This window comes from Burkholderia cepacia (assembly GCF_001039005.1).
In the GTDB taxonomy this organism is placed as follows: Bacteria; Pseudomonadota; Gammaproteobacteria; order Burkholderiales; family Burkholderiaceae; genus Burkholderia; species Burkholderia theae.
This window is the reverse complement of sequence record NZ_LDWR01000011.1, coordinates 121,763-135,541: the sequence shown is the minus strand read 5'-3', so window position 1 is coordinate 135,541 and position 13,779 is coordinate 121,763. Positions and strand designations below refer to the sequence as shown.

Below are 13,779 nucleotides of genomic sequence, written 5' to 3'. Positions count from 1 at the left end.
CGCGCGTAAGCGCGGCGCGCGTCAGTAGCTGGAGCGGTACGGCGCGCCCTGGTCGAAACGGCTCTGCCAGTGCGCGAGGTAGCGCGATGCGAGTTGCGGATTGTTCCAGACCACCACGACGTTTTCGGAATTGCGGCTGGCGGCCGATGCGCTGTAGTTGAACGAACCTGTTTCGACGTGCTCGGCGTCGATCACGAGGTACTTGTCGTGATGGATCGCATAGGCGTCGATCGTGCGGGTCGGGATGCCGGCGTTCACGAGCAGGTTCAGCGCCTGCTTGCTGCTCTTTGCGCGGTTGCCCTTGTCGTCGACGACCACGGCGACATTGACGCCGCGTCGCTTCGCGGCGAGCAGCGCGCGCGTGACGGGCGGCGACGTGAATGAATACGCGGCGACGCGGATCGAGCTGCGCGCGGCGCCGATCGCTTTCAGCACGAGTGCCTCGGCGCCGCCGTCGGGCGAGAACGCCGATTCGACGACTTGCGTCGCGGGTGCTTCGTGAGTGGGCGCGGGCAGCCATCGCGACACGAAGTCGATCGCTTGCTGGAGCAGCGATTCACTTTGCGTCTTGCCGAAAGCGGCGAAGGGTGTGGCGAGCAGGGAAGCGGCGAGACAGGCGGCGGCGAGGCGATTGCGCGACAACATCTTGGACAGCGAACAATTTCGAGACAGCGGGCCGTGAGTGTAACGCAGACGCGGCGGCTCGGTCACGTGCGGATGCGAAGGGATTCGCACGCGCGATGATCGGTGGTGGCCGTGGCAATGACGCAAAGTTGCGTTGTGCGGTATCCGTGTACGCGATCAGGACGATCAACGGATGTTGCCGACGGCAGCGTGTGATTGCGCTTGCCGTTGCGGGATAGCGATGCGCAAGCAATGCGCGAACGCAGTCGAGCGGGCTCGTTGCGGCCCGTGATGGACGCGCGCGTGCAAAGAACGACGCGTCAGCGTCCGTCGATCATGCGCGCGCCATGCGTCAATCCTCGACCGCCGGCGCACTGGCTTCGTCGGATGCGATCCACCCGGGGCCGGGCTCGGGCAGCACGTCGCGTGCGTCGAGTGGTTCGCCGCAGGCCGAGCACACGGTGACCGCATGCATCAACTGGCCGCAGGTGCGGTGGCGCAATTGCACCGGCGGCCCCTGGCCGTCGTCCTTCCAGCGATCGCCCCACGACATCAGTGCGAGCAGGGCCGGGTAGAGGTCGAGGCCCTTGTCCGTCAGCCGGTATTCGAAGCGCGGCGGGCGCTCCTGATACGCACGCTTGACCAGCACGCCTTCGTCGACGAGCCGCGCAAGCCGTTCGGCCAGCACATGGCGCGTGACGCCAAGCTGCGTCTGGAACGCGTCGAAACGGCGGCAGCCGAGGAACGCGTTGCGAAGGATCAGCATGGTCCAGCGGTCGCCGAGCACGGCGAGCGTGCGCGCGACCGAACAGTTCAGCGTACCGATGTCATCCCATTTCATCGTCGAGTCTCTTGCGGCGGTTCAGCGAAATAGCGGGTTCGATTATAGAACCCGCCTTCGGTTACAACGGGCACGGCTACGTTGACAACGGCCGCCATCGTTGTCAATAATAAGTTCCAATTTAGAACGTACTCGCGCGGCGACGCGCTTTCAACCCGGAGACACCCCGATGAATCCGCTTTCCCTGTCCGGTCTCGATCTGCTGCGTGCCGCGGTGGCGGGCGACGCGCCGCTCGCGTCGATTTCCGAGACGATCCCGATGCGTCCGCTGGACGTCGAACTCGGCTATGTGAAGTTTTCGGCGCGGGCGGACGGCCGGCACCTGAATCCGCTCGGCGGCGTGCACGGCGGGTTCGCCGCGACGGTGCTCGATTCGGTCACGGGTTGCGCGGTGCATTCGATGCTCGACGCGGGTGTCGGTTACGGCACGGTCGATCTGCATGTGAAGATGCTGCGGCCCGTGCCGCGCGACGCCGACCTGATCGCGGAAGGGCGCGTGATCCACCTGTCGCGTTCGCTGGGCGTCGCGGAGGGCACGCTGAAGACACCGGACGACAAGATCGTCGCGCATGCGTCGGCGACCTGTTTTATTCAGCGGCCGTAGTAACGAGGGCGCCAAGGCTGCCGTCCGCGCAGGCGCGTGTACATCCATGCCGGCGCCGAAGGCCGCCTGTAAGCGTACGCGGCGCAAGTCTGAAGCGGCCGCTTCAATGTGATAGCGTTTCTGCTTTCCACCGACGCGACAGGAACAGCATGGAATACCGCACACTCGGCGATTCGGGCATCGAGGTCAGCCTGATCGGTCTCGGCACGATGACGTGGGGCGAGCAGAATTCGGAGCGCGACGCGCACGAGCAGATCGACTACGCGATCGCGCAGGGCGTGACGCTGATCGATGCCGCGGAGATGTATCCGGTGCCGCCGAAGCCCGACACGCAGGGGCGCACCGAGCAGTACATCGGCACGTGGCTCGCGCAGCATCGCGCGCAGCGCGACCGCATCGTGCTCGCGACGAAGATCGCGGGGCCGGCGCGGCAGCCGCACAATCCGCGCCATATCCGCGGCGAGGGCAACCAGTTCGACCGCAAGAACCTGACCGAGGCGCTCGATGGCAGCCTCAAGCGCCTGCAGACCGACTATGTCGATCTCTACCAGTTGCACTGGCCCGACCGCAGCACGACGACGTTCGGCCGCCCCGCCTATCCGTGGGTCGACGACGCCTATACGGTGCCGATCGAGGAAACCCTCGGCGTGCTCGCGGAATTCGTGAAGGCCGGCAAGGTGCGCGCGATCGGCGTGTCGAATGAAACGCCGTGGGGCGTCGCGCAGTTCCTGCACGCGGCCGAGAAGCTCGGGCTGCCGCGCATCGCGAGCATCCAGAATCCGTACAGCCTGCTGAACCGCACGTTCGAGAACGGGTTGTCGGAATTCACGCATCGCGACGGCGTCGGCCTGCTTGCGTATTCGCCGCTCGCGTTCGGCTGGCTGTCCGGCAAGTACGAGAACGGCGCGCGTCCGGCCGGCGCGCGCATCACGCTGTTCGAGCGCTTCCAGCGCTACAGCAAGCCGCAGGCCGTCGAGGCGACGTCGCGTTACGTCGCGCTCGCGCAGCGTCACGGGCTGTCGCCCGCGCAGCTCGCGCTCGCGTTCGTCAACAGCCGGCCGTTCGTGCGCAGCAACCTGGTCGGCGCAACGTCGCTCGCGCAGTTGAAGGAGAACATCGGCAGCATCGACGTGACGCTGTCCGACGAGATCCTGGCCGAGATCGACGCGCTGCACGAACTGCAGCCGAACCCGGCGCCGTAAACGGCGCGCGGCCCGCGCGGCAACGATGCCGCGACGGGCCGCTTCGGCGGCGCATCGCGGCGCCGTCGCTGGCTTCGTTACCGCATCTTGAGCCGTGTGCGCGCGACAAACAGCGCGGCGAGGCTCAGCAGCGCGCAGCCCATCAGATAGAGCGCCGGCGACAGCCGGTTGCCGGTCGTGCTGATCAGCCAGGTGATGACGAACGGCGCGAAGCCGCCGAACAGCGTGACGCCCGTGTTGTAGCTGACCGCGAGCCCCGTTGCGCGCGTCTGCGGCGGGAACAGTTCGGCCATCAGCGCCGGCAGTGCGCCGCAGTACATCGCCTTCAGCATGCCGATCCAGATCAGTGCGGCGAGCATCGTCGCGAACGACGCGTGGCGCGTGAGCCAGGCGAATGTCGGCCACACGGAGACGAGCATCAGGACAGCCGCGACCACCATCATGCGGATCCGCCCGGTGCGATCGGACAGATGGCCGACGACCGGCGTGACGAGCGTCAGCACGAAGCCGGTCGCGAGCGTCGCCGCGAAGCCGGTCGACGCGGGCAGCCCGAGCTGCTTGATCGCATAGGTCGGCATGTACAGCACCATGTAGTTGATCGCGGTCGAGATCACGAGCGCGCCGATCGACAGCAGCAATCGCAATTTCTGATCCGCGAACAGCTCGCGCACGGGCGCTTCGGAGCGCGCCTGCGTCTTGAACTCGACGCCTTCGTCGACGTAGCGGCGGATGTACAGCCCGATCGGCCCGATCGCGAGACCGAACAGGAACGGCACGCGCCAGCCCCAGCTTTCGAGTTGCGCGGGTGTCAGCGTGGTGGTCAGCAGTGCGCCGAAGCCGGAGGCGAGCAGCGTCGCGAGGCCCTGGCTCGCGAACTGCCAGCTCGACATGAAGCCGCGCCGCTGCGGCGCGTGCTCGACGAGGAACGCGGTCGAGCTCGCGAATTCGCCGCCCGCGGAAAAGCCCTGCATCAGCCGCGACAGCATGATCCCGAGCGGTGCGAGGATGCCGATCGATGCGTAGGTCGGCATCAGCGCGATCAGCAGCGTGCCGGCCATCATCATCGCGATCGACAGCAGCAGCGACGCCTTGCGGCCCGCGCGGTCCGCGTACGCGCCGAGCACGAAGCCGCCGATCGGCCGGATCAGGTAGGACAGCCCGAAGGTGCCGAGCGTCAGCATCAGCGACGTTGCTTCGCTCGTCGCCGGGAAGAACAGCTTGGCGATCGTCACCGCAAAGAAGCCGTAGACGATCAGGTCGAACCATTCGAGCGCGTTGCCGATCGACGCCGCGAAGATGATGCGCCGGATCTTCGCGGCGCTGGGGCGGGCGGCTTCCTGCGAGGTCAGGGTGGTCGTATTCATCGTGTGTGCAGGTCCCGTGAAAGGGGCGAAGCGCGTTACAGGGCGGCGCCGGCCGCGGCGGGCGCCGCGCGGCGAACGGGCGGCGCGTCGTCGCCGAGATCCCAGAAGAGGCCGGCCATCATCTGCAGCCCCTCGCTGACGACGCTCGCGAGCAGGTGCTCGTCGGGCGCGTGCTGCGAGCACGCCGGGTACGAGTGCGGCACCCACAGCGTCGGCAGCCCGAGCGTGTCGGCGAACACTTCGTTCGGCAGCGTGCCGCCGAGATTCGGCAGGATGGCGGGCTTCTTGCCGGTGGTGCGCGCCAGCGATGCGACGGCCCAGCGGACCCACGGATCGTCCGGCGGCACGCGCGTCGCCGGTGCGCCGCGTTCGATGTCGATCTCGATGTCGCCGAAGCCGTGCGCATCGAGGTGCGTGCGCAGGTGCGCTTGCAGCGCTTTCCAGTCGGTGCCGACGACGAAGCGCAGCTGGCAATGCGCATACGCGACGGGCGGGATCGCATTGACGGGGTGCTCGGGGTTGCCGGCCTTGAACGCGAGGATCTCGAACGTATTCCAGCCGAACACGCGCTCGGCCGCGGACAGGCCTGGCTCGCCCCAGCCGGCATCGAGCGCCGGATCGCCGGGGCCGCCGCCGACGGACAGGTCGGCGAGCGCGTCGCGCACGGCGGCCGGGATCGGCGGCGGACGCAGCCCCGCGACGCGAATCGCGCCGCGCGCATCGACGAGGCTCGCGAGCGCATGTGCGAGCACGATCGCCGGATTGCGCAGCAGGCCGCCCCAGTTGCCCGAGTGGTGCGCGCCGTCGCGGGCGCGCAGGCTCAGCTTGAAGTTGACCGAGCCGCGCGAGCCGAGGAACACGGTCGGGCGCGCGGCGGCGATGCGGGGGCCGTCGGACGCGATCAGCACGTCGGCCGCGAGCGCGTCGCGCTCCTGGCGGCACAGCGCGTCGAGGCCCGGCGACCCGGTTTCCTCACCCATCTCGATCAGCAGCTTTGCATTGAAGCCGAGCCGGCCGCCGCGCGCGTCGAGCACGCTCGCCAGCGCGGCCAGGTTGATTGTGTGCTGGCCCTTGTTGTCGGCGCTGCCGCGGCCGTACCAGCGGTCGCCGTCGGCGGTCAGCGTCCACGGCGACAGCGGCGCGCGCCACTGCGCGTCGTAGCCGCGCACCACGTCGCCGTGGCCGTAGATCAGCACGGTCGGCAGCGCATCGTCCTCGTGGCGCGACGCGAGCAGGAACGGGCCGCCGCCGTCGACGGGGTTGTCGACGATCCGCGCAGTGAAGCCGAGGCGCGCGGCCTCGGGGGCGATCTCGTCGGTCAGGTACGCGCGCAGCGCGGCACCGCTGCCGCTTTCCTGGCTTTCAGTGCGCAGGCCGATGCGGCGGCTCAGGGTCGTGAAGAACGCACCGGATTCGAACTGGTTCAGCGCGTGCTGGATGGCGGCGGTACGGCTCAAGTCGGGTCTCCTCGGTCGGGTTCGCGGCGCGTGCGGATCACGTGCGCAGCGTGAAGTGCGATCGATTCTAGAAAGCCGTTTTTTTTGTCACAATGATCGAATTTCGAACCTTTCTTTGCCGAAAAGGCAAAGCAGCGCAGCCGGGAGCGGCACGGAGACAGAACAATGGCGGCTTTCCTGCATGGCCTCGCGTTGCGGTATTTCGTCGAAGTGGCGCGCACCGGCTCGATCAGCGACGCATCCGCGCGGCTGCATGTGGCCGTGTCGGCGATCAGCCGCCAGATCGCGAAGCTCGAGAGCGAGCTCGGCGCGCCGTTGTTCGAGCGCCGGCCGCGCGGGATGGCGCTGTCGGAGGCCGGCGAGCGGCTGCTGGCGTTCGCGCAGCGCAGCCTGCTGGAGGCCGAGCACGTGATGAAGGACATCGGCGGGCTCGATGCGCTGCACGGCAGCCTGCTGAAGATCGCGTGCTCGGAGGGGTTCGCGATCGATTTCCTGCCCGGCGCGCTCGCGAGCTTCAAGGCACGCCACCCGGGCGTCGATTTCACCGTGTGGGTCGTGTCGCCGGCGGACGCGACGCGGCGCGTGCGCGACGGCGATGCGGACGTCGCATTGACCTTCAGCCTCGCGCCGGAGAAGGGCGTGCGCGTCGAGCACACCGAACGCGCGCCGATCTTCGCGCTGGTGCGGCACGACCATCCGCTCGCGACGCGCGACGCGGTGTCGCTCGCCGATGTCGCGCGTCACCCGCACGTGCTGCCCGAGGCCGGCACGACGGTGCGCCAGCTGATCGACATCGCGTGCGCGCTCGACGGGCTGCTGCTCGAACCCGAACTGACGAGCAACAACACGGCGGCGATGTACGGCTACGCGCGGCGCACGGGAGCCGTGATGTTCACGGGGCTGCTGTCGGTGCGCGACCGCTGCGACGCGGACGGCTTCGTCGTCGTGCCCGTGACGAACCCGCAACTGCGCGAGCGCAGCATCCAGGTGCAGACGATGGCGGGGCGCGATCTGCCCGCGTCGGTACGGGCGTTTCGCGACCATCTGATCGACGCGATGCAGGCCGCATCGCCGCCGCCGGCCGTCGCGCGCGGCCCGAGACGCCGGCCCGTGAGATAATCGCCAATCCGCCTTCCGCGCCCATGCGGCTCATCGAGCCGCATCGCCCCTGTTCGACGCCAAATTGAAGAACCTGATTGTCACCCTCGATCGCGCCGGCGAGTTCGACGAGATCATCGACGTGCGCACGCCGCTCGAGTTCGCCGAGGACCATATTCCCGGCGCACTGAACGCGCCCGTGCTCAGCAACGAAGAGCGCGTGCTCGTCGGCACGATGTACCGCCAGGTGTCGCCGTACGAGGCGACGCGTGTCGGCGCGGCGATCGTGGCGCGCAACATCGCACGCCATCTCGACACGACGTTCGCCGACCGTCCGCGCAACTGGCGGCCGCTGATCTACTGCTGGCGCGGCGGCAAGCGCTCGGGCTCGATGACGACCTGGTTCAACCTGATCGGCTGGCAGGCGCGCCAGCTCGACGGCGGATACAAGGCCTATCGCCGCTCGGTGTGCGCGACGCTCGACACGCTGCCGACGCGCTTCCGCTACATCGCGCTCGTCGGCCATACGGGGTGCGGCAAGACGCGCCTACTGAACGCGCTGCGCGACGCGGGCGCGCAGACGCTCGATCTCGAGGCGCTCGCGTGCCATCGCGGCTCGCTGCTCGGCGCGCTGCCGGGTAGGCCGCAGCCGTCGCAAAAGGGGTTCGATTCGGGGCTCGTCGAAACGCTCGGACGTTTCGACCCCGAATGGCCTGTGTTCGTCGAATCGGAAAGCCGCAAGATCGGGCTCGTGCAGTTGCCGATCGCGCTGCTCGACGCGTTTCACGCGGGGCCGTGGGTGCAGGTCGAAGCGGCACATGACGAGCGCATCGCATTCCTGCTCGACGATTACGCCCACCTGTTCGACGCACCGGTCGCGTTCAAGGCGCAACTCCATCGGCTGATCGGCCTGCACAGCCGCGAAGAGGTGGCGCACTGGAATGCGCTGATCGATGCGAACGCGCGGGCCGAACTGTTCACGACGCTGATCGACAAGCATTACGATCCCGCCTATGCGCGCACGTACCGCGCAACGTACAACAAGCCGAACCGGGCGCTGACGTTCGCTTTCCGGCCCAACGCGGCCGACGTGCGCGATCAGGCGTGCTCGCTGCTGGCCCAGCTCGCGCTGGCCGGGCTGCCCGCGTCGGCCGCGCTGGCGGCAGGCGCGGAATCCGTAACCGACAAAGACAAATCGACGACCACACGATGACGACCACACGCACCCAACCCAATCCGGCCCTCGGCTGGATGACCTTCCTGCTGATCGCGGTCGCAGGGCTGTTCTATGTGAAATGGTTCCCGTACTACAACAAGGCGTTCGTTGCCGCCGAGCATCATTCGATCGGCCAGTCGATCCTGATGGGCACATCGGCGGTCGCGCCCGAGCCGTCGCTGAAGGCCGCGCTCGACTACGCATGGGCGTACGGCAAGGCGATCTGGCAGGCGATGGTGCTCGGCCTGCTGCTCGGTTCGGCCGTTCAGGCGCTGCTGCCCGCACACTGGGTTGCGCGCGTGCTTGGCCGCACGGGCTTCGGCAGCGTCGCCGCGGGCGGCCTGCTGTCGCTGCCGGGGATGATGTGCACGTGCTGCGCGGCGCCGGTCGTCGCGGGCCTGCGTGCGCGCCATGCATCGCCGGGCGGCGCGGTTGCGTTCTGGCTCGGCAACACGGTACTGAACCCGGCGGCGCTGGTGTTCATGGGCTTCGTGCTCGGCTGGCACTGGAGCGCGCTGCGCCTCGTGCTCGGCATCGCGATGGTGTTCGGGATCGGTTATCTGCTGAACCGCATTGCGCGTCCCGAAGACCGCAGCATCGACGATGCGCAGCTCGCCGCGCTGGCGGCCGAGCAGGCCGCGGCCGGCAATCCTTTCGTCCGCTGGGTGAAGCTGCTTGCCCGCATGGCCGTGCGCCTCGTGCCCGAATACATCGTGCTCGTGCTGCTGCTCGGCGCCGCGCGCGCATGGCTGTTCCCGCATATCGGCCCGGACATCGGCAATCATCTCGGCTGGATCGTCGCGTTCGCGGTCGCGGGCATGCTGTTCGTGATCCCGACGGCCGGCGAGGTGCCGATCATCCAGGCGATGCTGTCGCTCGGCATGGGTGTCGGCCCGGCCGCCGCGCTGCTGATGACGCTGCCGCCGATCAGCGTGCCGTCGCTCGCGATGCTCGCGCGTTCGTTCAAGCCTTACATGCTGGCGATCGTCGCGGTCCTCGTCGTCGTGTTCGGGATCGCGAGCGGGCTGCTCGCGGTCGCGTTCGGGTTCTGACGCGCGCAAGCGATGCGCCGATCGGGCGCGAACGTCGTATTCATCCGGCGCCGCCGCTTCACGCGTGCGGCGCCCTTTACAAGAAGCAAACAGGAAAACGCATGACCCAACCGAAGATCCATCCTCGACTCGAAAAGGCGCTGACGCGCGGCGATCTCGCGATCCGCCAGGCCAATTCCGCGCGGGCAACTGCCGTGCTGAACGCGCTCGGCACGATGATCATCGAAGCCTCTTCAACGATCGGCGTCGAAGCCAGCATCGACATTCCGCAGGGCGACCGCATTTACGATCCCGTCAACGGCCTGTGGCCGCAGAAGATGCTGGTGTCGTTCGACGGCCCGGTGGACGAAGCCGATGCGGACGAACTGCGCACGGTCTATCTGGTTGCCGACGATCCGGGCACGCAATTCCGCGTCGAGTGGCATCGCGCGGACGGCAAGCTCGGCCGTCAGGAAGGCGGCCCGCTCGCGACCGTCGCGTTCCTGACCGACGTCGAGATCCCGTGGAGCGACGACGACGAGTGACGTCGTCGCGTGAAGCCGGCGCAGGGCGCGCCGGCCATCAGCGCATCATCCGCCGCCGGAACAGCCACGCGGACAGCAGGAATCCGCCGACCGCGTAGCCGGCGAGCACCGCGATATGCAGCGCGACGTCCGTCGCCGGCCGACCGAGCATCGCGGGCCGGATCAGCTCGACCGCGTTCGCGAGCGGCAGCGCATGCGCCGCATGCTGCGCGATCGGCGGCAACTGCGTGATCGGGAAGAACACCCCGGACAGCAGCAGCATCGGCGTCAGCACGAGCGTCTGATAGAACATGAAAAAATCGTAGGACGGCGCGAGCGCCGTGACGATCATCGCGATGCTCGCAAACGCGAGGCCCGCGAGCGCGATCACGGGCAGCGCCGCGAGCATCGACGGAAACCGCGCATAACCGAGCGCACCCGCGACGAGCATGATCGCGACACCCGACAGCATCGCCTTGCTGGCACCCCAGACGATCTCACCGAGCACGATGTCGCCGAGCGCGAGCGGCGTATGCATGATCGCTTCCCAGGTGCGCTGCACGTGCATCCGCGAAAAGCCCGAATACATCGACTCGAAGCTCGCGGACATCATCACGCTCGACCCGACCGTGCCCGCCGCGAGGAACGCGATATACGACACGCCGTCGACATGGCCGAGCATCAGGCCGAGCCCGAAACCGAGCCCGAACAGATAGATCATCGGATCGGCAAGATTGCCGAACATCGACGCGAGCGCGAGCTTGCGCCAGACCAGATAGTTGCGCCGCCAGACGGCAACCCAGTTGGTTGCGTTCGCGGGCATCGCGATCGCGAAGCGCGACTCGCGCGGCGGTGCCGACGGTGCGGCGGCGGAATAGTTGCGGACGTCCATGATCGCTCAGTCCTGCATTTCGCGGCCCGTGAGCCGCAGGAACACATCTTCCAGATTGGCCGGGCGATGCAGATAGCGCAACCCCGGGCGACCCTTGAGCCGCGCGCTGAGCGGCTCAGGGTCGCTTACGTAGCAGAACAGCGTCTCGCCGCTGATCTCGGTGCGCTTCGCGTACGCCGACAGCTCGTCGCGCAGTATGGCCGGATCGGGCCCGTAGATCTCGATCACGTCGCAGCCGATCTCCGATTCGATCAGCGCGTGCGGCGCGCCTTCGGCGATCTTGCGGCCTTCCTCGATCACGCACAGGCGGTCGCACAGACGTTCGGCTTCTTCCATGAAATGCGTGGTGATCAGGATCGTCTTGCCGCGCGCGAGCAGCGAGCGCAGCCGCTCCCACATCAGGTGCCGCGCCTGCGGATCGAGGCCGGTCGTCGGCTCGTCGAGCACCAGCACGTCGGGATCGTTGACGAGCGCGCGCGCGAGCGTGAGGCGGCGCTTCATGCCGCCCGACAGCTCGCCGACTTTCGCGTCGGCCTTGTTCTCGAGTTTCGCGAATTCGAGCAGCGGCCGCACGAGCGCACGGGCAGCCTGCGCGGACATCCCGAAATAGCGGCTGAACACGAGCAGGTTCTCGCGCACGGTGAAGTCGGGGTCGAGATTGTCGAACTGCGGGACGACACCGACGCGCTGGCGCGCATGCCGTGCACGTGATGGAACCGGTTCGCCGCACAGCGAAATGGTGCCAGCATCGGGATGCGCGAGGCCGAGCAGCATCTTCAGCGTCGTGGTCTTGCCGGCGCCGTTCGGCCCGAGCAGGCCGTAGCACTCGCCGGCCTGCACGTTGAAGGACAGACCGTTGACGACGAGCTTGTCGCCATAGCGCTTCTCTACGTTCCGTAAATCGATCGGTGCGACGGACATGGGCATGTTGTCATTGTGAGCGGGCGCACAGGCGTTCCGCTGTCGGCTGCGTGGCCGGCTTGCGAACGGATCGGGCGAATGCGTGTCACATGGGCATGACCGAAGCGCACGAGGCCGACGCCTGATGGCCCGCCGGAGTACGAACGGGCCATTCTAGTGCATCGACTGCGTCTCTTCAGGGCATGCCTGCACGGTGCGATGCATACGCGCACCGATCGTGCACTGCATCATCGCGCACGCGCCGAGCGGGGCGAATCAGCGTTTTCCATCCCTTGCGTCCTGAATTGCGGCGCACCATGATGAATGCGTAGGCTCGTTGTCGCGATAGGGAGGTTTCATGGCTAGCTACAACAAGATTTTGCTGTGTTACGACGGCTCGCTCGAAGGGCGCAAGGCACTGCGTTGCGGCGCCGATCTCGCAATGGACCTGAAGGCCGAGACGCATTTGCTGTCGGTCGTCGACATGCGTTCGAGCATTGCACAAAGCGCGGGCTTGCTGACCGACGTCGCGTGTGGCCGATTCGAGGAAACCGCGCGCGAAATCCTGCAGGAAGGCGTGAACTGGCTGCGTGAGCGCGGCGTACAGGCCGAAGGCCATTTCGCGTTCGGCTATCCGATCGACGAAATCGCGAATCTCGCGACGGAGCTGAAGGTTGACCTCGTCGTCGTCGGCCACCGGTGCCGTAGCGGGCTGTCGAGATGGTGGATGGGGTCGGGCAATACGCAACTGCTCGACCGCGTGAACTGCAGCATTCTGGTTGCGTGCTCGTCCGCGCAAGAGCAGAAGGCCGAAATCGCGCGGGAGCGTGAAGCGGCTACGGCGAGCGGCAAATGATCTGATGACTTGACGACGGCCTGACCGGCGATTCGCGCCGGTCAGGCGCCGCGCCGCATCAGCGGCGCGGGCGTCGACCGCGGCCGGCTACGCATGCAGGTCGATCGCGGACAGCTTCCACGAGAACAGGCCGAAGCGGTGGAATATCGCCGCATAGCGTGTGCCGTCGGCGCTTCGCTGATAGGTCACGACGAATTCGTCGACATTCCGGTAGCCGGCACTGGTTTGCTGCTGGTGCGGCGGATGCGTTGCATCGCCCGGACTGGCCGGTGCCGACGATGACGCAGCCGCGGTGGCCGCGTTGCTGCCCGGAACGGCTGCGCTTGCCGGAGCCGGATTGGCCGGCGGTGCGGCCGGTGCGCTGCCCGGCGCATTGCCTTGCGGCAGATTCGACCATTCGGGCGGACGCTCGCCCGGATTGCCGCGCGGCGGCAAGCCGCTCATCAGCGCGGCCACGCCCTCCGGGGTCGCGTACGCATCGACCAGCGGGCCGATCAGCGCGGACCCGATCAGCGCGCCAATCACCGCGAACGGATTGTTCTTCTTCACCGCGTCGATCCGGCGCATCAACTCTTCCGTGACCTGCTGCTTCAGACTGATGCGCAGCGACGGAAAATCGACATATTCACTGATGGCCTGCGCATCGCGCGTATCGATCGCCGATTTCAGGCGGCCGAGCGCGACGTACGGCGACGCATATGCATAGCCGATCGCCGCCATGACGGCGACGGCCAGCACGGCGATCAGCAGGGGTTTGAGCCGCCATGCGCGGCCCGAAGATCCAGTCACGTTGCCTCCGGTGCGGGAATGTTCCGCAATCAGAGACCGCCTGGCGTGGCCGATCGTTCCTCTGCAATGCAGCGATCGATCATCCGGCACACGGCATCGATCGTGCCGACCATGATCAGGCGCGAACGGCCGTGATAGACGCGCACCGGCGCGCGGCGCGCAGGTTCCGCGTGATTCAGACCGGCGTTCAGCGATACCCGCGCGAAGGCGGGAAGCGCTGACGGCAGCAGCGACGCCTGCCGTTCGACTGCGACTTCTTCTTCCACAGGCGCCGCCGCGGACAGCGGTGCGCAGGGCGTGCGGCCGCGCAGATGGCGCAGGCGACCGAATTGACGGAAAGGCAGCAGGCGGGCAAGGCGTTCCATGATGTTCTCCTAACGA

At 67.5% G+C, this 13,779-nt stretch carries 15 protein-coding genes; 7 read left to right on the top strand and 8 right to left on the bottom strand.

Translation table 11 applies throughout. From position 1 onward, the window contains the following. Nucleotides 1-21: 21 nt before the first annotated feature. Complete coding sequence (locus tag VL15_RS05640; protein WP_048243846.1) at nt 22-645, bottom strand: phospholipase D family protein; 624 nt, start codon at nt 643-645, stop codon at nt 22-24. Between the two features lie 331 nt (nt 646-976). Further along, the gene (locus VL15_RS05635) at nt 977-1,465 is read right to left on the bottom strand and encodes a winged helix-turn-helix transcriptional regulator (RefSeq protein ID WP_048243844.1); all 489 of its coding nucleotides are present in this window, start codon (nt 1,463-1,465) and stop codon (nt 977-979) included. 169 nt (nt 1,466-1,634) lie between these two features. Here VL15_RS05635 and VL15_RS05630 point away from each other — a divergent pair, with 169 nt between their 5' ends. Next, nucleotides 1,635-2,069 carry a PaaI family thioesterase gene (locus tag VL15_RS05630; protein ID WP_048243842.1) on the top strand — a complete coding sequence of 145 codons (435 nt, stop codon included), beginning with the start codon at nt 1,635-1,637 and terminating at the stop codon, nt 2,067-2,069. 149 nt (nt 2,070-2,218) lie between these two features. After that, the gene (locus VL15_RS05625) at nt 2,219-3,271 is read left to right on the top strand and encodes an NADP(H)-dependent aldo-keto reductase (protein WP_048243840.1); all 1,053 of its coding nucleotides are present in this window, start codon (nt 2,219-2,221) and stop codon (nt 3,269-3,271) included. Nucleotides 3,272-3,348: 77 nt separating this feature from the next. Here VL15_RS05625 and VL15_RS05620 read toward each other — a convergent pair whose 3' ends face one another. Both VL15_RS05620 and VL15_RS05615 read right to left on the bottom strand, forming a co-directional pair. After that, on the bottom strand, nt 3,349-4,635 hold the full coding sequence (locus tag VL15_RS05620) for an MFS transporter (RefSeq protein ID WP_048243839.1): 1,287 nt from the start codon (nt 4,633-4,635) through the stop codon (nt 3,349-3,351). Nucleotides 4,636-4,670: 35 nt separating this feature from the next. Continuing rightward, the gene (locus tag VL15_RS05615) at nt 4,671-6,092 is read right to left on the bottom strand and encodes a M20 family metallopeptidase (protein ID WP_048243838.1); all 1,422 of its coding nucleotides are present in this window, start codon (nt 6,090-6,092) and stop codon (nt 4,671-4,673) included. Between the two features lie 165 nt (nt 6,093-6,257). Here VL15_RS05615 and VL15_RS05610 point away from each other — a divergent pair, with 165 nt between their 5' ends. The 4 genes from VL15_RS05610 to VL15_RS05595 all read left to right on the top strand — a co-directional run bounded on the left by VL15_RS05610 (nt 6,258) and on the right by VL15_RS05595 (nt 9,982). Next, nucleotides 6,258-7,211, top strand: coding sequence for a LysR family transcriptional regulator (locus tag VL15_RS05610; RefSeq protein WP_048243837.1), 954 nt, complete (start codon nt 6,258-6,260; stop codon nt 7,209-7,211). A gap of 64 nt (nt 7,212-7,275) precedes the next feature. Then, entirely contained in the window at nt 7,276-8,403 is a 1,128-nt protein-coding gene (gene mnmH / locus VL15_RS05605) for a tRNA 2-selenouridine(34) synthase MnmH (RefSeq protein WP_048243835.1), read from the top strand. Then, entirely contained in the window at nt 8,400-9,458 is a 1,059-nt protein-coding gene (locus VL15_RS05600) for a permease (RefSeq protein ID WP_048243834.1), read from the top strand. Before mnmH ends, VL15_RS05600 begins: the two co-directional genes overlap by 4 nt. A gap of 101 nt (nt 9,459-9,559) precedes the next feature. Then, the gene (locus VL15_RS05595) at nt 9,560-9,982 is read left to right on the top strand and encodes a hypothetical protein (RefSeq protein WP_048243832.1); all 423 of its coding nucleotides are present in this window, start codon (nt 9,560-9,562) and stop codon (nt 9,980-9,982) included. Nucleotides 9,983-10,019: 37 nt separating this feature from the next. Here VL15_RS05595 and VL15_RS05590 read toward each other — a convergent pair whose 3' ends face one another. Together VL15_RS05590 and nodI are read right to left on the bottom strand one after the other, a co-directional pair. Then, nucleotides 10,020-10,853, bottom strand: coding sequence for an ABC transporter permease (locus VL15_RS05590; RefSeq protein ID WP_048243831.1), 834 nt, complete (start codon nt 10,851-10,853; stop codon nt 10,020-10,022). A gap of 6 nt (nt 10,854-10,859) precedes the next feature. Then, on the bottom strand, nt 10,860-11,774 hold the full coding sequence (gene nodI, locus VL15_RS05585) for a nodulation factor ABC transporter ATP-binding protein NodI (RefSeq protein WP_048243829.1): 915 nt from the start codon (nt 11,772-11,774) through the stop codon (nt 10,860-10,862). A gap of 337 nt (nt 11,775-12,111) precedes the next feature. On the opposite strand from nodI, the gene VL15_RS05580 reads away from it, so the two are divergent. Then, a complete protein-coding gene (locus VL15_RS05580) occupies nt 12,112-12,609 on the top strand; it encodes a universal stress protein (RefSeq protein ID WP_048243827.1) in 498 nt (165 codons plus the stop codon). 87 nt (nt 12,610-12,696) lie between these two features. On the opposite strand, the gene VL15_RS05575 is transcribed toward VL15_RS05580, so the two are convergent. Both VL15_RS05575 and VL15_RS05570 read right to left on the bottom strand, forming a co-directional pair. Then, nucleotides 12,697-13,398 (bottom strand): DUF2939 domain-containing protein, encoded by a 702-nt coding sequence (locus VL15_RS05575; RefSeq protein ID WP_048243825.1) that lies wholly within the window; start codon nt 13,396-13,398, stop codon nt 12,697-12,699. Between the two features lie 29 nt (nt 13,399-13,427). Beyond that, complete coding sequence (locus tag VL15_RS05570) at nt 13,428-13,763, bottom strand: hypothetical protein (protein ID WP_048243823.1); 336 nt, start codon at nt 13,761-13,763, stop codon at nt 13,428-13,430. Nucleotides 13,764-13,779: the final 16 nt, after the last annotated feature.

Coding starts and splice junctions, on each gene's coding strand:
- VL15_RS05640 (WP_048243846.1), bottom strand. CDS start 645: ATGTTGTCGCGCAATCGCCTCGCCGCCGCCTGTCTCGCCGCTTCCCTG.
- VL15_RS05635 (WP_048243844.1), bottom strand. CDS start 1,465: ATGAAATGGGATGACATCGGTACGCTGAACTGTTCGGTCGCGCGCACG.
- VL15_RS05630 (WP_048243842.1), top strand. CDS start 1,635: ATGAATCCGCTTTCCCTGTCCGGTCTCGATCTGCTGCGTGCCGCGGTG.
- VL15_RS05625 (WP_048243840.1), top strand. CDS start 2,219: ATGGAATACCGCACACTCGGCGATTCGGGCATCGAGGTCAGCCTGATC.
- VL15_RS05620 (WP_048243839.1), bottom strand. CDS start 4,635: ATGAATACGACCACCCTGACCTCGCAGGAAGCCGCCCGCCCCAGCGCC.
- VL15_RS05610 (WP_048243837.1), top strand. CDS start 6,258: ATGGCGGCTTTCCTGCATGGCCTCGCGTTGCGGTATTTCGTCGAAGTG.
- VL15_RS05600 (WP_048243834.1), top strand. CDS start 8,400: ATGACGACCACACGCACCCAACCCAATCCGGCCCTCGGCTGGATGACC.
- VL15_RS05595 (WP_048243832.1), top strand. CDS start 9,560: ATGACCCAACCGAAGATCCATCCTCGACTCGAAAAGGCGCTGACGCGC.
- VL15_RS05590 (WP_048243831.1), bottom strand. CDS start 10,853: ATGGACGTCCGCAACTATTCCGCCGCCGCACCGTCGGCACCGCCGCGC.
- nodI (WP_048243829.1), bottom strand. CDS start 11,774: ATGTCCGTCGCACCGATCGATTTACGGAACGTAGAGAAGCGCTATGGC.
- VL15_RS05580 (WP_048243827.1), top strand. CDS start 12,112: ATGGCTAGCTACAACAAGATTTTGCTGTGTTACGACGGCTCGCTCGAA.
- VL15_RS05570 (WP_048243823.1), bottom strand. CDS start 13,763: ATGGAACGCCTTGCCCGCCTGCTGCCTTTCCGTCAATTCGGTCGCCTG.